Annotated in this window: 23 protein-coding genes; 12 read left to right on the top strand and 11 right to left on the bottom strand. The window is 55.1% G+C overall.

What is annotated here, in order from left to right:
• Positions 1-4 precede the first annotated feature (4 nt).
• The 3 genes from Poly41_RS22825 (at position 5) to Poly41_RS22815 (ending at position 4,202) form a co-directional block, all read left to right on the top strand.
• Positions 5-1,156 (top strand): DUF937 domain-containing protein, encoded by a 1,152-nt coding sequence (locus Poly41_RS22825; protein ID WP_146529236.1) that lies wholly within the window; start codon positions 5-7, stop codon positions 1,154-1,156.
• Between the two features lie 111 nt (positions 1,157-1,267).
• Positions 1,268-1,957, top strand: a complete 690-nt coding sequence (locus tag Poly41_RS22820; protein WP_146529234.1) for a zinc metallopeptidase — start codon at positions 1,268-1,270, stop codon at positions 1,955-1,957.
• Positions 1,958-2,564: 607 nt separating this feature from the next.
• On the top strand, positions 2,565-4,202 hold the full coding sequence (locus Poly41_RS22815; protein WP_197231533.1) for an arylsulfatase: 1,638 nt from the start codon (positions 2,565-2,567) through the stop codon (positions 4,200-4,202).
• Between the two features lie 760 nt (positions 4,203-4,962).
• Here Poly41_RS22815 and Poly41_RS22810 read toward each other — a convergent pair.
• The 11 genes from Poly41_RS22810 to Poly41_RS22760 all read right to left on the bottom strand — a co-directional run bounded on the left by Poly41_RS22810 (position 4,963) and on the right by Poly41_RS22760 (position 11,457).
• Positions 4,963-5,430, bottom strand: a complete 468-nt coding sequence (locus Poly41_RS22810; RefSeq protein WP_146529232.1) for a hypothetical protein — start codon at positions 5,428-5,430, stop codon at positions 4,963-4,965.
• Positions 5,431-5,565: 135 nt separating this feature from the next.
• Complete coding sequence (locus tag Poly41_RS22805) at positions 5,566-6,129, bottom strand: ThiF family adenylyltransferase (protein WP_231615864.1); 564 nt, start codon at positions 6,127-6,129, stop codon at positions 5,566-5,568.
• On the bottom strand, positions 6,126-6,821 hold the full coding sequence (locus tag Poly41_RS22800; protein WP_146529230.1) for an MPN domain-containing protein: 696 nt from the start codon (positions 6,819-6,821) through the stop codon (positions 6,126-6,128). The genes Poly41_RS22805 and Poly41_RS22800 overlap by 4 nt, the downstream gene beginning before the upstream one ends.
• 150 nt (positions 6,822-6,971) lie before the next feature.
• Positions 6,972-7,178 (bottom strand): hypothetical protein, encoded by a 207-nt coding sequence (locus Poly41_RS22795; RefSeq protein ID WP_146529228.1) that lies wholly within the window; start codon positions 7,176-7,178, stop codon positions 6,972-6,974.
• A gap of 98 nt (positions 7,179-7,276) precedes the next feature.
• Positions 7,277-7,525 (bottom strand): hypothetical protein, encoded by a 249-nt coding sequence (locus Poly41_RS22790; protein ID WP_146529226.1) that lies wholly within the window; start codon positions 7,523-7,525, stop codon positions 7,277-7,279.
• Between the two features lie 11 nt (positions 7,526-7,536).
• A complete protein-coding gene (locus tag Poly41_RS22785; protein WP_146529225.1) occupies positions 7,537-8,505 on the bottom strand; it encodes a hypothetical protein in 969 nt (322 codons plus the stop codon).
• Positions 8,506-8,629: 124 nt separating this feature from the next.
• Positions 8,630-9,088: a hypothetical protein gene (locus tag Poly41_RS22780; RefSeq protein WP_231615863.1), complete on the bottom strand. Its 459-nt coding sequence runs from the start codon at positions 9,086-9,088 to the stop codon at positions 8,630-8,632.
• Positions 9,006-9,224 carry a hypothetical protein gene (locus Poly41_RS22775; RefSeq protein ID WP_146529223.1) on the bottom strand — a complete coding sequence of 73 codons (219 nt, stop codon included), beginning with the start codon at positions 9,222-9,224 and terminating at the stop codon, positions 9,006-9,008. Before Poly41_RS22775 ends, Poly41_RS22780 begins: the two co-directional genes overlap by 83 nt.
• 121 nt (positions 9,225-9,345) lie before the next feature.
• Positions 9,346-10,833: an AAA family ATPase gene (locus Poly41_RS22770; protein WP_146529221.1), complete on the bottom strand. Its 1,488-nt coding sequence runs from the start codon at positions 10,831-10,833 to the stop codon at positions 9,346-9,348.
• Between the two features lie 61 nt (positions 10,834-10,894).
• Positions 10,895-11,092: a DUF2997 domain-containing protein gene (locus Poly41_RS22765; protein WP_146529219.1), complete on the bottom strand. Its 198-nt coding sequence runs from the start codon at positions 11,090-11,092 to the stop codon at positions 10,895-10,897.
• Positions 11,089-11,457: a hypothetical protein gene (locus Poly41_RS22760; protein WP_146529217.1), complete on the bottom strand. Its 369-nt coding sequence runs from the start codon at positions 11,455-11,457 to the stop codon at positions 11,089-11,091. The genes Poly41_RS22765 and Poly41_RS22760 overlap by 4 nt, the downstream gene beginning before the upstream one ends.
• Before the next feature lie 328 nt (positions 11,458-11,785).
• Here Poly41_RS22760 and Poly41_RS22755 point away from each other — a divergent pair, with 328 nt between their 5' ends.
• The 9 genes from Poly41_RS22755 (at position 11,786) to Poly41_RS22715 (ending at position 21,556) form a co-directional block, all read left to right on the top strand.
• Positions 11,786-12,073 (top strand): hypothetical protein, encoded by a 288-nt coding sequence (locus Poly41_RS22755; protein WP_146529216.1) that lies wholly within the window; start codon positions 11,786-11,788, stop codon positions 12,071-12,073.
• A gap of 393 nt (positions 12,074-12,466) precedes the next feature.
• Positions 12,467-13,414 carry a hypothetical protein gene (locus Poly41_RS22750; RefSeq protein WP_146529214.1) on the top strand — a complete coding sequence of 316 codons (948 nt, stop codon included), beginning with the start codon at positions 12,467-12,469 and terminating at the stop codon, positions 13,412-13,414.
• A gap of 55 nt (positions 13,415-13,469) precedes the next feature.
• Positions 13,470-13,841 carry a transposase gene (locus Poly41_RS35755; protein WP_146529424.1) on the top strand — a complete coding sequence of 124 codons (372 nt, stop codon included), beginning with the start codon at positions 13,470-13,472 and terminating at the stop codon, positions 13,839-13,841.
• Positions 13,842-15,088: 1,247 nt separating this feature from the next.
• Positions 15,089-15,448 carry a hypothetical protein gene (locus Poly41_RS22740; protein WP_146529212.1) on the top strand — a complete coding sequence of 120 codons (360 nt, stop codon included), beginning with the start codon at positions 15,089-15,091 and terminating at the stop codon, positions 15,446-15,448.
• 87 nt (positions 15,449-15,535) lie between these two features.
• Positions 15,536-17,434, top strand: a complete 1,899-nt coding sequence (locus Poly41_RS22735; protein WP_197231532.1) for a bifunctional DNA primase/polymerase — start codon at positions 15,536-15,538, stop codon at positions 17,432-17,434.
• Positions 17,435-17,560: 126 nt separating this feature from the next.
• Positions 17,561-19,903, top strand: a complete 2,343-nt coding sequence (locus tag Poly41_RS22730) for a DNA polymerase (RefSeq protein WP_197231531.1) — start codon at positions 17,561-17,563, stop codon at positions 19,901-19,903.
• 117 nt (positions 19,904-20,020) lie between these two features.
• The gene (locus tag Poly41_RS22725; RefSeq protein WP_146529206.1) at positions 20,021-20,233 is read left to right on the top strand and encodes a helix-turn-helix transcriptional regulator; all 213 of its coding nucleotides are present in this window, start codon (positions 20,021-20,023) and stop codon (positions 20,231-20,233) included.
• A gap of 136 nt (positions 20,234-20,369) precedes the next feature.
• Entirely contained in the window at positions 20,370-20,897 is a 528-nt protein-coding gene (locus Poly41_RS22720) for a hypothetical protein (RefSeq protein WP_146529204.1), read from the top strand.
• Positions 20,898-21,343: 446 nt separating this feature from the next.
• Positions 21,344-21,556 carry a helix-turn-helix domain-containing protein gene (locus Poly41_RS22715; protein WP_146529202.1) on the top strand — a complete coding sequence of 71 codons (213 nt, stop codon included), beginning with the start codon at positions 21,344-21,346 and terminating at the stop codon, positions 21,554-21,556.
• Positions 21,557-21,588: the final 32 nt, after the last annotated feature.

Genomic DNA, 21,588 nt, shown 5'->3' with positions numbered 1-21,588 from the left:
AATCATGAATGTTAATTTGATGGAATTGGCCAAGACCGCGATTGGCTCGGGCGCCCTAGGGCAGATAGCCGGTTCGTTGGGCGAGAGCGAAGAGAAGACCAAGTCTGCGATGGATATCGCAAGCTCGGCGATTCTTGGCGGCTTGATGCAGAAGGTGTCGTCACCGCAGGGCGCAAAGGATGTCTTCAGTCAAGTTAGCAAGTTTGATACCGGATTGCTCGATAATCTGAGCGAACGAATCGGCGGAGGTGGCAACCAGGAGCAGGCTTCGTCGTGGGCGTCGATGGGTGGCAAACTTATCTCCAGCCTGCTGGGAGATAAGGAAAGCTCCTTGATCGGGATGATCGCCAAGCGTGCCGGGATCGGCCAGGGCTCATCCAAGTCACTCTTGAGCATGCTGGCCCCGCTGTTGCTCGGCGTGATCGCCAAACAGGTCAAGTCGGGGAATCTTGATCTCAGCGGTCTGGTCAGCCTGATCTTGGGCCAGAAGGCGCAGGTTGCCAAGTTCTTACCGTCCGAAGCCACTCAACAGCTGGGAATCGCCAACTTGTTGGACCAGGGCGCCGATGCGATTCATGACGCCGGGGCCAAGTTAACCCGCGCCACGCGGGAGACAGCGGATACTGGCGCGGGCCTGCTCAAGACGCTGGTTCCTGTGCTGCTTGTCGTTGGAATTGGGTTGCTCGCCTGGAAGCTACTCTCGTCCCCGGCTAAGGAAGTTGCACAGAAAACCGCCGAGGTCGCCGGCGCGGCTGTGGATGCGACGAAAGACGCCGCCGCTGACGTCGTCGATGCGGCTGATCGAATCAACCTCAATAAGCCGGCGGTCCCCTCGCTTGATCTCAAATCTCTCGCTAGTACGCTCGGCACGTCCGTTACGGACCTGACGAAGTCCATTTCTGGAGTCACCGACGAGGCCACAGCGCGTGAGACGCTGCCGCAGATCAATGCATTCCAGCAGCAGTTCAGCGGTTACAGTCTCGACAAGATGCCGGAGGAAGCGACCACGACGCTCCGCACCGTCGTGGGACCATTGCTCGAAAAACTGCAGGCAGCGATTGAGCTCGCCTACAAGATTCCCGGTGTCAAGGAAATCCTTGAGCCTGCAACCGACGGCTTGATGAAGACGGTGTCGGCCTTCACCAAATCTGCCTAACGCTGCCACAGTGTGAACAAGAAAGCGGGCTTGTGCATCCACGGCGCACGCCCGTTTCGTTTGTCATCGGATCGCTCATTCCAACGAGTACAAGCAAGCGAGCAGATTGAAATGGGGAATCCGCTTTTCCTGCTATTACTGATTGGCATTCCGATCATCGCCCAATTCGTTTCGTCACAGATGCGAAGACATTTTGTGCAGTTTTCTCGCGATCCGATGCCGCTGTCCGGACGTGAAGCAGCGGAGCAAATGCTCCACAGTCACAACATTCACGATGTCAGAGTGATTTCAACCGACGGTCAATTGACCGATCACTACGACCCAACGAACAAGACAGTAAACCTGAGCCAGGTCGTCTTTAACGAACGGAATGTGGCGGCCGTTGCTGTGGCAACGCACGAATGTGGCCACGCGGTGCAAGATGCCTCGGAGTATCCGATGATGTCGGTTCGGTCCAGTCTGGTGCCGCTGATGAAGCTGAGCAATGTCGCGATTCCGCTGTTGGCATTTGGCGGAGCAGGAATCTCTCAGCTGGCAGGGAATCAAGGAACTGCGCTGCTTTGTTTGGCCGGTTTCGGAATCCCCGCATTATTCAGTCTTGTAACGTTGCCGGTTGAATTCAACGCAAGTCGAAGAGCGTTGAACTGGCTGGAGGACTCCGGCATGGCGGAGGGCAACTACAAAGGTGCTCGAAAAGCGCTGTTCTGGGCAGCGATGACCTATGTCGTCGGCGCACTCGGTGCCATCGCCCAAGCTTTCTACTTCGCCACACTGTTTCTCGGACGCGGGCGTCAAAAATAGACATTTTTGATTGGAGACTCACCGGAGCGTCGGAACTCCCCCTGCTTCTCAATGCAAATGGTAGACCAGTTTCACGCACGCAGGGATTTCCGTTCGTCGCATCGGTGTCTCTGGCTCGCGGACACCGACGCGAGTATGGCCTCAAGATTCGAGCAAGCAGCCGATGCGAAGCGACCGGTGCGGTTCTCTGGTTGCGGTCTGATTCAAGGTCTTCGGTCGGATTAATGGGGGCAACCTTGGCAAGTTACTGAAGTCGGCTTTCGCGTCGACGTCGGGTCTCCCAATTCTCGACAATTCGCTCAGGATCGTGGTCTGGGCGGCCCTGACACTTTCGCGACGTGGTGAATTGTGTGTGTTATACTCTGAGCCGAAAACAGTCCTGTGGGGAACCGAAGACTGCTTTGTTGGCCCCTACTTTTGAGTTTCCCTGAGATCATTTTGCCCGATTCGAGAGCGTTGCGAAATGCATCTCGTGCGTGTGATCGTTGAGGTATCTCGTGCACTCACCAACCGTTTTTCATCCGATATCTGAGGACGGATTCCCAAGATCCTTTTTCTTTCCTTTTCTGACGCTGTTCTGACACCAAGACCGGAGTTTATTTGCACCATGAAGAATCCAAATTGTCATCTCTTTGCTATGATGCTGCTCGCAGCTGCCATCGTCGGCAGCCTATCTGACGCCGCTTTCGCCCAGCAAAAGAAGCCGAATATTCTCGTCATCTTTGGTGACGATATCGGCATGTGGAATGTCGGCGCTTACACGCATGGCATGATGGGACATACTCCCAACATTGACAGCATCGCCAAGCAGGGAGTGCTGTTCACCGACCACTACGCCCAACCGAGTTGCACCGCCGGCCGCGCAGCATTTATCACCGGTCAGATGCCGATTCGCACCGGCATGACGACCATTGGGATTCCGGGTTCAACGCGGGGAATCCAAAAAGAAGATCCGACGCTTGCGGAGGTGCTCAAGTTCCAAGGCTATGCAACGGGACAGTTCGGCAAGAACCATTTGGGTGACCGCAATGAGTTTCTGCCGACCGTGCATGGCTTCGATGAATGGTTCGGCAACCTTTACCATTTGAACGCGGAAGAGGAACCAGAGGAACTCGACTACCCCGGACAGAAGAATCCTGACTACAAGAAGAAATATGGACCGCGAGGCGTGTTACACGCGTGGGCCACGGACTCGGATGACCCCACGGCGGATCCCACCTTTGGCCGCGTCGGCAAGCAACGGATCGAGAACACCGGCCCGCTGACCCGCAAGCGGATGGAGACGTTTGATAACGAGGTTCTGGAGCATACACTGACGTGGTTGGACAAAAACGGAAAGGGCGATCAGCCTTTCTTCTGCTGGTTCAATACGACGGCGATCCACATCTGGTCTCATCCCCAGAACAAATATGTTCAGCAGGCAGTCGATGAAGGGCGGGCCGAAGAGGACGTGGTGCGGGCAAAGATGCTGGAGCATGATGATCAGGTCGGCGAACTGCTGAAGAAGCTCAAGGAATTGGGCGTCGATGACAACACCATCGTGATTTACACCACCGACAACGGAAATGAATTGATGATGTGGCCGGACGGAGGTTATGCACCATTCCGCGGCGAGAAAGGCACGACCTGGGAAGGCGGTGTTCGCGTTCCGTTGGTCATGAAATGGCCGGGCCAGATTGCACCTGGGACCGCGCTCAACGGTGTCCAAAGCCACGAGGACCTGTTCGTCAGTCTCGCCGCCGCGGCGGGAATGACGGACCTCAAATCTGAATTGCTCTCGGGCAAAAAGATCGGCGACATGACGTACAAAGTCCACCTCGACGGATTCGACAACATCGATTACTGGACTGGTAAATCCGATAAATCGGCCCGGCGTGCGAATTTCTACTACGACGAAACCGACTTGATGGCTATCCGTGTTGATGCCTGGAAAATGCATATCGGTGTCAAGCCAGAAGGCAGTTGGTGGGATGAAAAGTACTACCCAAGCGTGCCTTACGTCTTCAATCTGTTGATGGACCCCATGGAAAAGATGGATCCGCAAAGCCACGAGTGGGGCTACGCGGGGCGGAAATTCTTCGCGCAAAAAATGTGGGCACCCACCGCTGCTGGCCCGTTCCTGGCAGCTCATCTCAAGAGCTTGCAAGAATATCCACCCCGGCAAGGGGCGGATTCGCTCAGCATGAAGAAGGCAATTGAAGGAGCGATGAAGAAAATGGACAATCCGAATGGCAGTAGTAACTAGCTGCGTCGGCGAAAGCTGAATTCAGAACGATGCGTACCACTGCATCTCACCGAGGTGCACGACACAAAAGAGAGCCGAGGCGGTGATCGCCTTCGGCTCTTTTACTTTTTAAACGATCCTCGACTGTTAGGATCCAATTTCCAATCCCGGTTCGATATCTCGTGAAGCAGGTAATCCGGTCAATGCATATGCAGCGGGCTGTGAAGTTGCCGAGTTGAATTCCGTCTTACTGACCGCGGCGAATTCGCGACCTGCACAAATTGCGTTGGGCCGGGCCCATCACAGCGAGCTAGTTAGCCGAGGCCACAGGAGCGACAACGGCGAGTAAGTCGCCCTAGTGCAACTCGGTTCAACCGGTCTCAACTGCGTTCGGTTGGACCATCCGAGGCAGATTTCACGATCAGGCGATTGCGTTCGGTGTTGGAGACCGAAGCGAGTAACTGTGATTGGCCAACTTGCTCAATCCGTACAGAAACCCCCGTTTTCAAGTACGGCAGCATCGTCGGGACGGGGTCACGCTATGTGCTCCGGTTTGCCGCTTCCCGGCGGGCCGATCATGATCATGTTGTGTTCTTGGGGCGGGGTTGTGGCTTGTCAGGTATTCGGACAAGGAGCGACAAAGCAAGTGACCGACAACTGACTTCGACTTCGCGTTATTGAAATTCGACGACGCGTTTCAATCACAATTGAGCCACCAGGGGCTAAAGAAAAAAGACCATCACAATCAATGGCGTTCCCCATGATTGTGATGGCCGAAGTGTTAGCTCGCTTCGAGCCGTCCCTTGAGCGATTCGATCAAATCACTGGCTTGGCGGATGGTCAGTTGTTTGGGGGACGCTACCCCGAAATTTTGTTCCAGCTGACTTGCTAAATGCACGTTCGCTTTCGCTGCGATCGCGTGGATTGCTCGGATTTGAGCGTCGGTTGCTTCACGGATCCGCAACTTTCCGTTGCCTTTGGCTGTAGTATGCCCGTTGAGCCGAGGAACATCGTTTGATGTACGATGCGACGAGGGCGGTGTCGCACTCGGTGCATCACCCCCAAGCTCAAGTTCCACTTCTTGCCGGCACAGTCGGTAGGCTTCTTGTATGCGTACAGCCAACTGATCGCTTTGGCCGAACAGCGAGTCGCCGTCGATTTCAAAGTCGATATGGCAGCTTGCACCGTGACTGCTGTAGTCAGGCTGGCCTCGTTTTCGGTTTAGGCCAACCGTAATTCGGGTCGACATTCTGAGGTTCTCCATGCTAGGTGTGTTTGAAAGGCTGTAAGCGTCAGTGAACGACGAGCTCACCGGCGAGCAGGTTCAGCGTGGTGTCTTGATCGAGAGGCAGATTCCGCAACCAGCGCGTGAACTGGTGGACCATCAGCCCTGCTGCGATCGAAGCGGCGTAGATCGTGCCGTGTGACGTGCAGGTGCCCTGCTGGGCATCTGAGCGGCGAACAGGGTTCGAGCGTAGTGGGCCGACGATGAGAGGTCATGAGCAGCTAGTACGCGAATGACCTCGCCTAGCATCCGTCCGTCAACAAACAGTTCGGTTCGGCCCCGCACAGACCGCCAAATGGCGGAGCGTGCGGTGATCGAGTCGACACAACAAAACACCACGTCGCCGGTGCTCTGCTTGGCTCGGTAGCGATCGAGCACCTTGTTGAGCTCGATAATGGGATCAATCTGCCGGATCGCTTGTGACGTTGCCGTCACTTTTGTCTTGCCGATGTCGGATGCCAGGTAGCCTTGTGTCGTCACATTGGTCGGTTCAACCGTGTCGAAGTCGATCAATTGAATCTGACGCACACCGACCGACGCCAGCTGCAATGCAACCTGGCGCCCGATGGCTCCGACTCCGATCACTGTGACTGTAAGCCCTGATAAACGGTCTGCCGGGACGAGAGCAGATTGGCGTACAAAGCGATCTTGAGCCTCTTTCATGATGCCACCCACTCCGTTGCGTGCCAGCGGAGTGCGTCAATCTCCATCGGATCGCACTCCAGAGCAAACGGATCCTCCACGGTGGATGGTGTCCTGGCGAACGGGTCATGAATGCGGACGTTGGCGTCAAATTCGTCCAGCCAGCCGTCGGTATCCGATGCAGTAAAGTCAGTTGAGTAGTCAACATCGACTGCCAATCGCACTGAGGCACCGGGACCGGTGTTGAAACGCAAACGGCCGTAGGTTGCTCCGCTCTTGGCCAAGATGAACATCACGGCCCAGTCGGGAGTAGCGAACGATCGATCGAATGTTTCTTCATCGGTTCCGCTAGGCATGGCCGAACATCCGGGATGGGTGTGGATCCATATCCGTGCGAACTGGTCTGGAGTGCGTCCAGAGTCGACTTGTCGGTCAAACAGATCGGCAACCGATTCGTCATCGAACTCGACCGTGACCGTCGTGCAGGACTGCTTCACCAGATCAATATCGATGACCAAAAGCGGATCGTCGGGGTCGCTGATGCCGAATCCGCCCACTTCACTTGGCCCAGCGTCACGCAGACACAATAGCTTCGCCCACGCATAGGGAGTGAACCGTATCTTCGTCCGTGACCGGCGCCGATGATTCAATACCGGCCTCTTCCTGCTCTTTCTTTTCCAGGCTTCGTCGTTATTGATGTAACGAATCTTCATCGTTTGGTCTTCTTGGGGTTGTGAGTGGAATTTGGTTCGTTTTGACGGCGGCAACGAAAACGGAGTCGTCGCCGACCACGGCGTGGCTGACATGCGGATGCCTGCCAACCACGCCGTGCGTTTGGGTTTGAGAACCGGGGACGCGAGGGATTAGCCCACCACGAAGTCCAGTTCGGGTTCTTCACTTCGAAATGCATCGAGTTCATCCCAGTCGAGGACATGGGGTCCGAGGAATTCGGCTTCCGGGTCGCTGATAGGCTGCGAAGGATCGGCGATCAGAAAGCCAAGTCGTTTGATGGTGGCAACCGATTCGCCGGTCGCTCGTGAAACGCTGCGGTAGAGGTCGAGTTGGGTCATGGGAGGGATCTCCAGTGGGTTTAGGGACAGAAACGAAAAAGCCCTCGCCGCAAACGATTGCGAAGAGGGCTAGGGAAGTAACAATTGGTGCTGAAAAGCTAACGGTTTGTCGCCGTTAACCAGTGCTCGCCCAGCCAAGCGATTTCCGCTTCGAGAGCAAGTCGACGTGTTGGAAACGGGCCGAGGACAGGACCTTCAACGGGTGACAGATCTGCTGTCCACTGGCCCGCGGCATTAGGTTCGACGTGAGAGCCACGACGGATATCGACTGCTCCAAGCTGGGACAGATCGATCGCCTCGTCATAGACGCAGCGAACCAATCCATCGGGGGTAATGACCAGTTGCATTGATGGCCTCGCTATTTGGAGCGCCGCAGGATGCTGCGACGTGGCCGGTCGGTCATCCAGCCGTCGAGAGAGGCCTCGACGCGAGTCAGGTCCCGAGCGACTTGTTGCCGCATCGTGGCCTGGTCACGAAGATCTTGGGGCTGGACTCCGCCAATCACTTGCCGGGCGTCGGCAACGAGCCGATCAAGCTGGTCATCGGATCGGATGTTGAGCCGTTGAAACCGTTCGAAGAATTCCAGTAGATTGGTCACCGCCGTGTCACGAAACACTTTGGGTGAGCCATCATTGCTGCCGCTGAGTCGTTCGGCCAAATGGTTGACCAATTGACTCAGCTCGTCGGCAAAGGCTTGTTCAGCCAAACGAACCGATTCATCGAAACGGGTCTGCACGCGAGCGCACTCGCTGTAGTACAGCTGCGGGCTGACCTGCAACAGGTATTCCGGCGGATTGCAGCTGGGGTAATCCCACTCGATCGCAAACTGATCACGCAGATTGGCATCGTAGTCACCCGGATCAAACAAATCGCCCAGTCGCTCACGTGCCTGATCGACCAGCTCGTCATAGTGACGTTCGAGCTCTTCAACCGCCTCGGTCAATTCCGCTCGCGCCGACGTCAACTGCATGTCAAACGCAGCGACATCATCGCGGCGAATCAATCGCATGCCAGGCTCGGTGTAAGGCAACGTGTTCGATTTCCAGTAGTCGGCTGCCTTGGTTTTCACTGCGGTGACTGCTCGAAATGCCGGATGGCTGGTGTCGAGCAGTTTCTTGGATGCCGACACCGACTTGGTGTCGGCGTCGAACGTGCCAGCCGCTTGCCGGGTTTGATCGGAACTGAGTGTCTTGCGAACACCCGGCCAGCGAATATGCAGCCGTACGGCAGTGGTTTCGGCTTGCAGTCGCTCACCAACAGTGGCGGTTGGATTGACGATCGCAGCATTGGCATTTGGCTGCGTCGCCGGTTCGAGGGCTACGCTCATGGTCGAGTCCTTGTTTGTAATTGAGTGCCAACGAAAACGCTCCGCCGGTTGTTTCAACCGATGGGGCGATACGTTGGGTCGGAAGTATGGGTTTCAGTCATAGAACACACGGCAGAGCCGGGTGTCATTCCCCGCCAGTAGCGAGGCGTTTTGGGGTGGGTGAAGCGGAGATTCGCTTTGTGTCCCCCGAAGTAAGGTTACGGACCGTAACGACCTCATCGAGCATTGCTTCGCATACTGCTTGCGATTCCTGTTCTCGCTTACGTGGCCAGAGCAGCACGGCAACCAGTAGCAGGGGTAACGAGCAGCAGATCAACAATGCAGATGCCGAGATCACGGCAGCCAACACCGGCTCACTCCGTTCTCGCTCATCAAACTCGCGTCGATCGGCCTCCAGCAGATCACGCTGCTTGCCCACCTCGGCCCGTTCGTCTTGGAGGGCCTGTTGGATTTCGAGCCACTGCAAGTCGCTCAGATCGCGGCCCGATGGTCCGCAGCCACTAAGGACGATGATGATCGGGATCCAAACGAGAACCGCCGTCGTGAATCGGAACCGATTCTCCGGCAGCATTGCTTTCCGCATGCAGTGGGTCCTTTCGCAAGAGTTGATGGAGCAGTGCCTGCAGCCCTCGCCGCTGTCGCCTCAGTTGCAACACCATCAGCGAGACAATCGCCAATGCGAACGAGAGAATCAGACACACCATGAGGGTTGGAGCCAAAGGTTTCTCCTATTTAAGGGAAAGAGCCCATCCCGGTCGGAGATGGGCTCAGAAGTAAATATGGGAACGTGCCCGCCACAATGGCCAATTCACGGCTCGAGCAGCGGGCGGGCATGGTCGTCTAGTTCGCAGAAGGCTGTGTTGAAACACGTCGGCGACGATTCGACGTTGTCTGGACCGAGCGATAGATGCCGGCATGATCTGACGCCAAGCAGCGACCATCGGCCCAGTTTCGCAGTCGTTCCACCGATTCAGCCGAAGTGACTGCCACAGGCACAACGTTGTCCGCTGCTTGCGAGAGGGGCGTATCCAGCAGCGTAGCGAGTCGACAGCACGACTTGATCTCCGCCCCAGTCCAAAGGTCATCCTTGGGACAAGGCTCATCATCGCTGATCCCATAGCGGTCGCGATACAACCGCCAGATCTCATCCTTCTGTTGCCGACTCGGTAGGTCGAGAAAGAACACACCGTCAAAGCGTTCGGCGCGGCTAAGCTCCGGTGGTAGTTTCCGGACGGCGTTCGCGGTCAAGACAACGAAGACATCCGATTCATGGTCATTAAGCCACGTCAGAACCGTTCCCATCATCCGCGACGACACGCCACTGTCATTGCTGCCTCCGCCCGAAGCACCGGCAAACGCCTTCTCCACTTCGTCGATCATCAGCACACAGGGTGCCATCGCATCGACGGTCGCCAATGCTTGGCGGGTTCTCTCTTCCGATTGACCGACAAGTGACCCCATGAGCGAGCCAACATCGAGCATCAGCACCGGTCGATTCACCTCTTTGCCGAGACACTTGCAGAATTCTGATTTGCCGCAGCCTGGGGGCGACAACAACATCACTCCCCGAGCATGCACCGAGCCACTCGTTCGTGATCGCAGCAACGCTCGTCGTGTGAACGCTTTCAGGGCCGACAGGCCACCGAGGGAGCTGAAGTCCGAATCGCCCCGATAAAGCGACAGCAGACCGGAGTGCTTCAGTGTTTGGGTCTTGATCTCCCAAATCGCCGGAGGCCGCAAGCATTGGTGACGAACAAGAGATAGCGAGAACGCATTCTCGGCTTCCAGGCGAGTCAGCCCGGCAGCGGCATCAAGCACCGCTTCAAATTCGGGACCGTCTGGCAATTCATTGCCTTCGGTGGCGACCCCACGGGCGATCTCCGCAAGTTGTTCGCGGCTAGGCCGGGGGTGTTCGATCGTGACGAACAGGGTTTCCAGTTCGGGCGGTAGCTGCACGCTTGGTGACAGGATCACCACGAACGTACGAGCCGTCTTGCCATCGACAACGGCCCGGTAGACCGCTTGCACGATCTCGGGCGACTGCAGGAAGCGATGGTAGTTCTTCAGCACCAGCAGCGTAGTGCCATCGCCTTGACCGAGCGTGCGAAGCGATTCCACCGCCGACAACGGGTCAGCGGCCTCGGCGCCAAGGTCGCCACCGCTGAAGCTATGCAGTCCACGATTAACGTCCCACAGGGCAAGCTGCCAGTCTTCTTCGCTGCACAGTCGGCCCAATTCGCCGATGGCGTCTTCATGTTCTTGGGACTCGATCCATATGCCTGTAAAGCAGGCATCGACGAGCTCCCTCATTCGTTGAGTCAGTGTCATGCACTGGTCTCCTTGTAATTGGGGGTTTGAAATGGCGAAAAGAGAAGCCCGGCGAGCGTCTCTAGGAAGACTGCTGCCGGGCTTGTTGTGTTTGGCTGGCCTCGGTTCGATAGAACTCAGCCGTACGATGTTCGCTGCGTTTCTTGCCGAGGGTTTGTTCCAGGAACTCGCTCGCTTGCTGGCACGTGCTGCCAGTAAACCCTTTCGTCTCGACCTTGGTTGAACCATCGGGCGAGACAATCACTTCGATCGTTTTCACGAGGCACCTCCGACCTGGACGGTCACCTTGATCGAGCCGTCACTAAGCGACTGCTCGCTGACCGAGTAGCTCTTGCGTCGAGCCTGGAGTTTTGTGGCCTCAACCGCATAAGCCTGCAGGAACTCATCGAGCCGCTGTTGTTTTCCCCAGCGTCCCTGGTAGTTATCGAACTTGGTTTCACCGGTTGCTGTGTCAAACACCACCGGATACCGCCAATCCCGAAGCCGAACAGCCAGTCCCGTAACGGACCCACTAAACAGCTTCACCGTCTCAACGACCGGCTCCTCGAGCCCCAGCCGTCGACACCCAGCCCGAGCCGCAGCTACGTCTCGCACCTGGGTCTGAATCTGCACCACATGCGACATTCGCACGTCTCCTGTAAGTGAAAAAGGAAGGTGACGGCAGCTACGTCACCCCCGTCACCGACATGTAGCGCAAAAGTGGGCGGGATTTAGCAGTCTTAGGTCATCAACTCCGTCGAGCCAGGCTGAGAAGCGATGAGAGGCAAGGAAACCTGGAAAGCAGTTCCGGTTCCCTAGATTTACGTCGTCGTTGTTTGAGGCATGGAGAGGTCTCACCTTACCAATAGACGTGCGGTATGCCACAACAGGTGGCCTACAATGCTTTGTTTGCGGACTGCCAGTTTGGCGAAGTGTTCTGCTCCGGATCGTGCGTCATTGACCGATTCAGAGAGTGCGATCGGTCGATCAACAATGGAAGAAAGCCGAGACAAATGAGGACAACGACCGTTACTTGATCAAGATGATCACGCCGTCACACGTGAGCGAGCTTGATCATCTTAGCTTGGCAGACACCAGCGACCCACGCCCAGGCTGCCAAAATGGCAGCCTGGGCGGTGTTTCGGCGGGGACGTCGTTAGTACCTGATTTCCGCCACAATCAATATTGGCCGCCAAACTTCGATAAAGCCGTTTTTAGAACTAAGGTATGCCGGATGGAGATGACAGTCGTGAGCGATTAGGCGAGTGCTGGCGGATTGCAGAAACGATCGCTGCTGATAAGGCTGTGGCGCAACTAGCTTCCAAGAAATGTGAGCCGTTAAGCTGTTGCGAAAAAGGCCACGTTCGTCATCAAAGAAGGACCAAGGAGGAAATATTGAAAGAGCTCAGCTACTCAATACACGACATTGACAGTTACTCGTGACATGACAACATCAAACCAAGATTTGCCAGTAAAGTAGTGGCCAACGCTGCCAACTATTTCCACGTCGGATGATAGGGCATTGATTCCATCGGAAAAGCAGATGAGTGCGGCATAATCAGTCCAAACTACTAGAAACCAAAGTGGGTGAACGATGTGCAACTGGGTATGGTGTGGTACTCACCCGGGCGTCGGGGGACGCGGACGCATAATCATGATGCGTAGTCACGTGACAAATCATGACGGAATTGAGGTCCCGTTCAGTCTGCGGGAAAGACTAATACAAGAATACGCCCAAGGCGAAGGCGATGATCTCATTGTTGATTTTTCCCAAGACACGATGGTCGCAAGCTTGATTGAAGGTGAGCCGGAGAATGAAGGCTTTTGGGAACTAGTGCTGCAACGAAACGGCCAGTGGGTAGAACTGACTGGTGACACTGATCCTGACGTTTTTACCCGTGACTGGAATCGGCCAAGGGCTATTTTTTTTGAAAATGATAACGGGTCAAATGAATCGCAGCCAGAAGGCGTGCGGTTCGAACATGAACATGTTGTCACCAAAAACCCGCCACGTAGTATAACTATAGTTAGCGACCCAGCGTTTACGGCAAACCAGAAAATTGCCAACCGTCTTGAGGAGCTTGGTTTCTTTTACTGTAGGCACTGGCCAGAGGTCTTAGAAGATCATCCTGAATTGCATGTGTTCCAGAACATTGCTATTGCGAGAGGCTGGCTTGATAGTGATGGTTCGCATCCGAATCATGTGCATGGCTTTGTCGAGAGCGAGTCGGACGACGGATTAAGTGGGAGTCAGCCGACAACTCATTCGGATATATGGCCCAAAGACTGGGAAACCCGCGAGATCAGTGACGAAATCCCTCCGCACCCATCCGAGCCAACTAGCTCCTACGTCCAAGGCACGACCTATATCCTTAAACGGGACCGCTGGCTGTACTGGACTCGTGAATCGAAACGCTTTAAATGGAGGGAAATTCTCAGGGAAGCCAACAAACGGTGGAAGATCGGCAGCTCGGACGTGGGAGAGATAGAGACGAAGATAGCGGATGGGATCAGCGACAATTACGAAGAATGTCGTACGAGCGCCAATAGATACCGAAATCAATACAAGACATGGTTTGAGGGACAAGACGCATCTTCCTAATCGCTTGGCTGAACTGCGTTGGCCACGACTGGTGGGCTCCTGAGAATTTGCAGGAATTCTCACAGGAGATTCTCATGGTAGAAAAAATATTGAAGCCAAACGCCGCACTTTCAGTGACGAATTCAAGCAGAACGCAGTCGCTCGGATTGTCAATCAGGGCTACTCATTCAATGCAGCGGCAGATGCCGTTGGTGTCGCGGTCTTGGCTCTTCGTCGGTGGCGATACTGCCGGTCCATACGTAAACGGCAGCACACTCACTATTTCAAAAGAAGTTCCTTCAAGCCAACACCACACCCTCGGGGCCGCCCGATAGCACTGAGTTTGCCGGGCGTTTGCTGCATCCAAGACCAGGTCGGTCAGTATGAGCACTTGAACATCCTGTCGAAATATTGGGGATTAACTCGATGGTTACATCGGAGTAACTGATCTGCAGTGCCAGATTCGACGGTCGCTGAACCCGATGATGGATCGTCACGAATCCTATTTGCTAGGCACAAAAGGAAGCGAGCGAGCCGTCCTGCCAACTACAGCAATCCGCTACCACTCAGCGCCCGGGTTGAGCATTTTCGATGCCCCACGTCCACAACCGACGTCGTTTCGAATCAGGCGAGCATGCCATGGGTTTCCCTTGGAGTTAAAAGCAACCAACGCTCGTACCACCTGGTTGCTGTGTACGCTTGCAGTTCCTTGCATCTCCAGGATTTCACCCGTCGGGTACATCCCTCAATCATCCGATTCGTTCGGAAGTCTATTGAGCAAAAAACACGCGGTTAGCTTTCTACACAAGAACGTACCGCTCGTGGTTCGGAAACCGTGGTCGGCTTCAATGCCTGCCTATCTGGCATGCTGCTCGTGGTTCGGAACCCGTGGTTAGCTTCAATACCTGCCTATCTGACATGACGTGGGATGGGCCGAAGACGCCCATAACATATTGATTTGGGCAAAACTGGGCGTTCACGAGAAAACACCAGTATCATTTGGCGCACAAATCTATGCATCTGCGCGTATTTGCGTGGTGCCCAGAAACGCCCAAAAACGCCCTTTAAAACGCCCCGAGAACTGGCACGCTGAGTGCGATATCGAGTTCTTGTCATTCTTTGTCTGCCGAGCAGTTTTCACATAGAGCTGTCGGCAACGAATCCCTCAACCTCAGGATATTTATGGTAGTTAGAGCAGAACCACTAACGGAGCAGCAGGGCGTTGAGTTGCTCCCCGTACCACTGCCGTCCGTAGATGAAAAGGCAAACGAGGCATGCCTAAATTTGATTGAACTGTGTCACGACGGGGAGGTCATTCCCATTGGGACAATCGAACTTCTATGCCCCGGCATATTGGGACAACACGACGAAGTGGGCGGGTCTGTTACTTCATTCGAGGTTTTACGACGAATTGCCGAGTCGCGAGACCTTGACGTTGAAATCGCTCAACTAATCGGCGGCGAAATGCTGACCTTCAACGTGTTTAGAGCTGCTTTGACGTACTTCCTAAGCGCGTAGTTGAAATCAGCTGGTTCACTGTCGAGGGCCTTCATCAAATCAGCGTTCCAGAAGCCGTCGTTGATTCGTTCGTACTAATGACCTCTTCGATCAACGGTGACTTTTTCAATTGATCAACAGGAAAGCTCTTTCCTGTTTCTTTGCAACGTTTCTCCACTAACAAAAAGGAGTCGAACCTTGAGTTTGACCACGTTCACTGTTTCAAACGGCGGCGTCCCTGCGGGGACCTACAACTGCTGTTTCTCCGAGCTCTCGCCGTTCACGGAAAATGTCGAACGCTATGGTGAGGGCGTGCTGCTTACCTTCAGTGTGATCGGAGGAGAGCACGATAGCCAATCGGCTTCGCGGATCTGTTCGCAGAAGTTTTCCCCAAAATCTAACCTGTATCGATTCGCGAAGGCTTTGGCGGGACGCGAGCTGGAGTCCGGTGAATCCTTTGACTTTGCGGACTACATCGGCACCAAAGGCATGGTTGTTGTCGAGGAAACCGAAGGCGGGTCGACGCGGGTTGCTTCATTTTTGAGGTCCGCAATGTAAGCGGACGTTTTATGCACGGGGCCCAGAACAACTATGCCTGGGCCCCGTGCTTCTTCAATCCTTTCAAAAGAATCGGGGGAAAACCTATTGAATTCTGAACGTTCCGGTTTAGCAGATGCAGCGATGCGATATGCCCGAATGGGCTGGCCGGTCTATCCCGTGCAACCGCCAAACGGCAAAGGCTGCAGTTGTAGTAAAGGCGCAAAGTGCGACTCACCAGGCAAGCACCCGTACCACGCACTGGGTGGGATGCAATCCGCATCGATAGATCCGTCCCAATTAAAAGATATCTTTTCAAACAACGAGGCGAACTTGGGGCTGTTGTGCGGCTCATTCTTGGTCCTTGACGTCGATGGTCCACAGGGAATCAAAGACCTCGCCGCAATGGAGGAGGAGCACGGCCCGTTGCCACGGACGCCGACTGCGGCGACGGGCGGAGGAGGCATGCACTTCCTCTTTAAAGCCGACCATCGCGTTAAGTCGCGGACGAAAATTGGCGGCTTGTCAATTGACACGAAGGCCGGTGCTACCTCAGCGATCGTCGCACCTCCAAGCCGGCATATGTCGGGGAATACCTATCGATGGCTCGTCTCGCCTGAGGCGGTGGAAACCGCGGTTGCGCCAGAGTGGCTGATACGCTTTGTAACCGGGGAGCGTACGCAAAGCGGCACGATATTTACGGTGCCAGAGCCGTCTGATTTCGCTACCCACCCAGGTGCTTCTGAGGGAGAGCGAAACGGCACTCTTTGCCGCCTCGTTGGAAGCCACCTCGCTCGGTACGGCGAGACCGACGATCTAATTCGACTGGCTTCGGAATGGGGCGAAAAGTGCGACCCACCGTTCGGTCGGCGGGAAACGGAGAGGACCGTTGTTGCACTAACCGCAAAGCATCGGGCAGGCGGGGCGGACACAATCAGAAAGGGCGAGACACTTGAACTAGACGTGACTCCCTTCAACGAAATCGAGGCAAAGGCTGTGAATTGGACTTGGGAGAGGCGAATCGCTTCAGGGAAAATAACACTTCTGACGGGTGACGGCGGTGTCGGGAAGTCGATTTTCACTTGCTACGTTGCATCGCAAATAAGTAGGGGCGAGCCGTTCTGCGACGGTAGCTGTTGTCCCCTGGGAGACGTATTTTTCGTCACTGGTGAAGATGGTGCGGCAGATACCATTCGTCCTCGGCTCGACGCTGCTGGCGCCGACGTGGCTCGCGTGCACTTGGTCAAGGGGCCGATTCCACGGGGACAAAAGTTTGCCATGTCGGTCGATCTGTCACTGCACATCAACATGCTAGATCGCATGTTGGAAGAGTATCCCAATGCAAAGCTGATTGTTATTGACCCGATTATGGACTTTCTCGGCGCCGCGACGAATTCCGACAAAGCGACCGATGTCCGACAGGTTCTGTCGCCACTGCGGGAACTGGCGGAAACACATGATGTTGGCATTCTAGCGATCAACCATTTGAATAAAGGCGGACGCAGTCCAAAAAACCGCTCGTTGGGATCCGGTGCCTTCGTGCATGTTGCCCGAATCGAGTTGCGCGTCTGTGAAGACCCCGAAGATGCTGAGCGTCGATTCTTACTGCCGGTCAAGAACAACCTGGCCGCGGCTGACGGTTTGGCGTATCGGATCGAGGGCAACAGCGAGGGTGCAGGCTTTGCCGTTTGGGAAAAAGAACCGGTCGATGTTTCGATCAATGACATTGAAGGTGAGGGTGGCGTAGAACGTTCGTCCCTTGAAGAGGCTATGGAGTGGCTGCGCGGAGCTCTAGCCGACGGTCGAGCAAAGTCTCGAGAACTCCTCTCCCAGGCCCGCCGTGACGGAGTCGCAGAAATCACGCTTCGACGAGCCGGTAAGAACCTCGGAATCAAGCCGTACTCGGACGACAGAGCGTGGTGGTGGGAGCTTCCCGCTGCAAAAACGGATGATGACACCGTTACCGACGGGGAGCAGCCGCCGGAAGCCGAGTCCTTTGCCTTCTGACACCAAGATGATCAATACCAGTCGTGTGACCAACTTGATCAAGTTGATCATCTTAAGTCCCTCGGCCTGTTCAATATTGTCTGTCGGATGACAACGAACTCCCATTCCACGCAACTCCGTATGCTTATGAGAACACAACAACTATTTGATACGCTGTCGTCGCTGGGCTTGCAGGTCAAGCTAAACACGGCCGGAGCACCGGAAGTGGTTGGCGATATCCGCAAGCTCACCGATCCAGTCAAGCAGGCACTTCGCGAGCACCGGCAACTTTTCATCGACGTTCTGTCCGATGTCCTTAGCGACGGACCTACAGCTCTTCGAAACGTTCGTTTGGGGAACGAGACCTACTCGTTCGGCAATTGGGGGTTGTCGGAACGACTCCTTTCCCCCATCGCCATCGACACCGAGACAGAACTGATCGAAGGAAGGAAGATCCCGAAGATCGCACTTGCGTCTGTCTCTGACGGCACGATACACCGCCTGATTGACCCCGCAGATCTCCAAGCCTTCATCGACGCTCATTCCGATTGCCACTACGTCTGTCACAACGCAGCCTTCGACTTTGTAGTGATTCGTAAGGCCTTGAGCGACCCTGCGAATTGGGTCCAAGCGTGCGATGACGGACGGCTTCACGACACGATGCTACTGGATTCCTTAGTTCGCCTAGCACGCTCAGACGAGTTCCCCACCAATCGTGACCTTGGAACCCTCGCCCAAAGCTACTTGAAAATCGCGATTGACAAAGACGATCCATACCGGCTGCGATACGGTGAGCTGATCGGCCAGCCATGGGACAACGCCGAGCCGGGTTTCTTCACGTACGCGATCAAGGATGCCATCGTAACATGGAGCCTGTACAAGGTTCTCTCGGCGATCGCCGAGAAGTTGGCCGTCCCGTTTGCATCGCAAATGCTTCCAGATTGCCGGTCTCGCTATGGCTTGTTGACTGAGTCGCTACAGGTACGGGGTGCAATTGCTTTGGCCCACATCGAGCGAACGGGGCTGTCAATTGATCAAGGGCAAGTCGAACGGACAAAGAAGACGCTTGATGCAGAAGTAGAACGGGTAATCCATCAGATCCAAACGTTGCCAGGGACAGACGGCTTCTTCAAGGTTGACAGCTGTGGAGATCTGTCATGGACGGCTGCCGGAAAGCCATCTATCAATCGTTCAAAGCTAATCGAGATCCTCTCGGGCATCGCCAGCGATCATGGCATCGATGTTCCGCGTACCGAAAAGACTGATGATGTTTCGACATCGGTCAAGTTTTGGAGTCAACACGTCGCACTGTCAGTTTTCCTGTCGCTTTGGGTTCGGCTAGAAGAAACGACAAAGCTACGCCAGTTTCTGACGGGGCTCAACAGCGACCGGATTCATCCGCGGTACATGCCCCTGGTAAGAACCGGCCGGACAAGCTGTTCGAGGCCCAACATCCAACAGTTGCCACGATCAGGCGGATTTCGTGAGATGATCGTGCCCACACAAGGGCACTACTTCCTGACGATTGATTATTCGGCGATCGAGCTTCGGACGCTTGCCGCCATTTGTCAGCGGCGATACGGGGCATCAAGGCTGGGCGACGTCATCCGGAAGGGGGACGACCCACACGCGTTTACGGCTGCAATGTTTGAGGGGGTGGCCCTCGACGCCTTTGAGGAGCTGCCGAACAAGAAGGAGCTTCGCCAGAGGTCCAAGGCGCTGAACTTCGGTATACCTGGAGGGCTTGGTGCGAAGTCGCTTGTCGCCTATGCCGAATCAACGTATGGCGTTTCGATGACCATCGAGGAGGCACAACAATTTCGTCAAAAACTTGTCGTCGATGTCTATCCTGAGCTATCAAAGTATCTTGACGATGACCTCCCTCAGACACTCGCCTGGAACCTCAAGGCAACCCCGTTTGGCGTGAGGAGCCAGTTCGATACCGATGGTCGCTTGGGTGCTGCCAAACGAATCGTTGCTGGAAAAGGCAGGGCGAATGGGGAATCGTACGGCGACGCGTTCATTGATCAGACCTGGGCTTCGCTGAAGGACCTCAACCAGAACGCGAAGCTTCGGGACCGAATCGCCAATCGTGACGCCGGAGAGCAACTTAGCCGCGACCTCTTCAATGGCCCCGTCTGTACACCCACCGGCAGGATCCGTGGTGCTGTCGGGTTTTCTCAGGCTCGCAACACGCCCTTTCAAGGACTGGCGGCCGATGGAGCCAAGCTCGCTCTCTGGAGGTTGTGCCTTGCGGGTTACCGCTGCGTCGCCTTCATCCACGACGAAGTCGTAATCGAGCTGCCGATTGAAAGCGATCACACCGAGCATGCGAGAACAATCGACCGAATCCTGTGTGAGTCGATGGAAGAGCTTACGGGGGACATCCCTGTCGCCTGTCAATACGCGCTGACCGATCGATGGCATAAGGACGCCGAAGCAGTCTACGACACCCAGGGACGCCTGTTGGTCTGGCGGCCCAAATCATGACGACACATTCTCGAGGCTACGACATCGGTTGTCGTGTCCTTATTCATCAATCCCGTCGCCGCAACGTGACTCAAACATGCAGCCACCAAGGTAGCGACAACACATTCGGAGATTCTTATGGAAGCAAACGAGTTCCAGCCGTCCCAAAAGTTGCTCACAAAGAAAGACGCAGCCGAGTATTTCTCGGTGTCGGAGCGCACAATCGATCGATGGCTCTTGGAAGGCACTCTTCCTGAGGCAGCGAGGGTCAACATAGGTGGGACCGTACGGTTCCGGCTTTCGGTACTCGAGGACCACATCAGCAAGCTCAGCCGCCGGCGATCGGGATAAGCGCCGCCGGCATCAACTAGCAGTACTTCCACACACGCGTTTTACCAGGTCCTACGGTACCGTTTGCCGTGACCCGATCCCTTTCAATAAAGGAGCAAGTCCAATTAACGACGTCACTCAACCACAAGGCCCAACTATGCCAGAACAGCCTGACCAAATCGGTTCTCTTCTCTTGCCCACGGATACGACGATGCATGCTAACAGCGACGACCTGTGGTACGAAATCACCACATCCTCCACTCTCGGCGAAAGCGGCCATGCGGTCGTGGTCATGGCCGGAGATGCGTACCCGCAAGAAATCGCGTTGCCGGATCGACGCACGGATATTGCCGCGTCTGATGACTCCGGAATCGAACTAACGGAAAGCCAACTTGATCAACTTGTTGGACTCTTTCAATCAATATTCAATCGTGTTGCGAGCCAATTCGTTTCGCGTGAGGAGTTTGATGAAATCGTCGATCGGGTTTCGACTGAAATAGAGATGCTTTCGCTTGGCGATGATGCTCAGCAGTGGGGACTAGAAGACGTGAAAGTCAAACTCGAAGAGGTGCATGTCGAACTCGAAGAGATGAATGTCGAACTCGAAGAGATGAATGCAATTTTGAATTCGCATACGTACCGCGCCGATGGAATTCAACGACGCCTGCATGCCCACGGCCTGTAAGGAGTCTTGGCAGAAGTCTTGATCGCACACACAACGACTCCGTCACGTACCAGTCGCGATGAGGAGTTGGGGGAAATGGCCTTGGATCGCATGTGTGAGAAGCGGAAGAGGTCAACAAGATCTTCTTGAACTCAATGGAGCAATTCGCGGGGGTGAGTGGGCCTTGCACGAGTCTTCCCTCTCGGGTTGCTGGTAACCGTAGGCCGGAACCGTTTTCGACGTTTCCGGCGATTTGTCGCTTTGGAAGCCGAGGAAGTGCCAAGATCAGCTAGTAGGATCGCTCACAGTCGCCGATCGAAAGATCAGTCGAAGTTCCGTCCCGAAAGGACGAAATGCTCACAGGGACGCAAATAGAAGCCTTGCTGGCAATGACTTGCTTTGCCTTTCCGTTTGACAAGCGAAAGCTGATGCTGTACGTAAACGGATAGCACGAAAGGAAACCCACAATGCCGAAACGCAAGAAGAAGCGAAAGACGATCGCAGAGCAATTGATCGAAGCCATCGAGACATCGGAGCTTTCACGCTACCGATTGTCGCTTATGACCGGGATCTCTCAGAGTGCTCTCAGTCAATTCGTAAACCGGACTCGGGACTTGTCGCTTGGCAACGCGGAAAAGATCTGCGAGATCTTGAAGCTCGATCTGAAGCAATCCAACTAACAACCCCAACACTATGAATCAGAAAGGTAAGG

Source organism: Novipirellula artificiosorum (assembly GCF_007860135.1).
Classification (GTDB): domain Bacteria; phylum Planctomycetota; class Planctomycetia; order Pirellulales; family Pirellulaceae; genus Novipirellula_A; species Novipirellula_A artificiosorum.
Note: the sequence above shows the minus strand (reverse complement) of the source record. Positions and strands in the feature narration are given on the sequence as shown.

Excerpts from the sequence above, each read along its gene's own strand:
- Poly41_RS22815 (WP_197231533.1), top strand. The coding sequence starts at position 2,565 with ATGAAGAATCCAAATTGTCATCTCTTTGCTATGATGCTGCTCGCAGCT.
- Poly41_RS22805 (WP_231615864.1), bottom strand. The coding sequence starts at position 6,129 with ATGAAAGAGGCTCAAGATCGCTTTGTACGCCAATCTGCTCTCGTCCCG.
- Poly41_RS22785 (WP_146529225.1), bottom strand. The coding sequence starts at position 8,505 with ATGAGCGTAGCCCTCGAACCGGCGACGCAGCCAAATGCCAATGCTGCG.
- Poly41_RS22825 (WP_146529236.1), top strand. The coding sequence starts at position 5 with ATGAATGTTAATTTGATGGAATTGGCCAAGACCGCGATTGGCTCGGGC.
- Poly41_RS22790 (WP_146529226.1), bottom strand. The coding sequence starts at position 7,525 with ATGCAACTGGTCATTACCCCCGATGGATTGGTTCGCTGCGTCTATGAC.
- Poly41_RS22820 (WP_146529234.1), top strand. The coding sequence starts at position 1,268 with ATGGGGAATCCGCTTTTCCTGCTATTACTGATTGGCATTCCGATCATC.
- Poly41_RS22725 (WP_146529206.1), top strand. The coding sequence starts at position 20,021 with ATGGAAGCAAACGAGTTCCAGCCGTCCCAAAAGTTGCTCACAAAGAAA.
- Poly41_RS22780 (WP_231615863.1), bottom strand. The coding sequence starts at position 9,088 with ATGCGGAAAGCAATGCTGCCGGAGAATCGGTTCCGATTCACGACGGCG.
- Poly41_RS22770 (WP_146529221.1), bottom strand. The coding sequence starts at position 10,833 with ATGACACTGACTCAACGAATGAGGGAGCTCGTCGATGCCTGCTTTACA.
- Poly41_RS22730 (WP_197231531.1), top strand. The coding sequence starts at position 17,561 with ATGAGAACACAACAACTATTTGATACGCTGTCGTCGCTGGGCTTGCAG.
- Poly41_RS22750 (WP_146529214.1), top strand. The coding sequence starts at position 12,467 with ATGATGCGTAGTCACGTGACAAATCATGACGGAATTGAGGTCCCGTTC.
- Poly41_RS22720 (WP_146529204.1), top strand. The coding sequence starts at position 20,370 with ATGCCAGAACAGCCTGACCAAATCGGTTCTCTTCTCTTGCCCACGGAT.
- Poly41_RS22715 (WP_146529202.1), top strand. The coding sequence starts at position 21,344 with ATGCCGAAACGCAAGAAGAAGCGAAAGACGATCGCAGAGCAATTGATC.
- Poly41_RS22795 (WP_146529228.1), bottom strand. The coding sequence starts at position 7,178 with ATGACCCAACTCGACCTCTACCGCAGCGTTTCACGAGCGACCGGCGAA.
- Poly41_RS22800 (WP_146529230.1), bottom strand. The coding sequence starts at position 6,821 with ATGAAGATTCGTTACATCAATAACGACGAAGCCTGGAAAAGAAAGAGC.
- Poly41_RS22810 (WP_146529232.1), bottom strand. The coding sequence starts at position 5,430 with ATGTCGACCCGAATTACGGTTGGCCTAAACCGAAAACGAGGCCAGCCT.
- Poly41_RS22760 (WP_146529217.1), bottom strand. The coding sequence starts at position 11,457 with ATGTCGCATGTGGTGCAGATTCAGACCCAGGTGCGAGACGTAGCTGCG.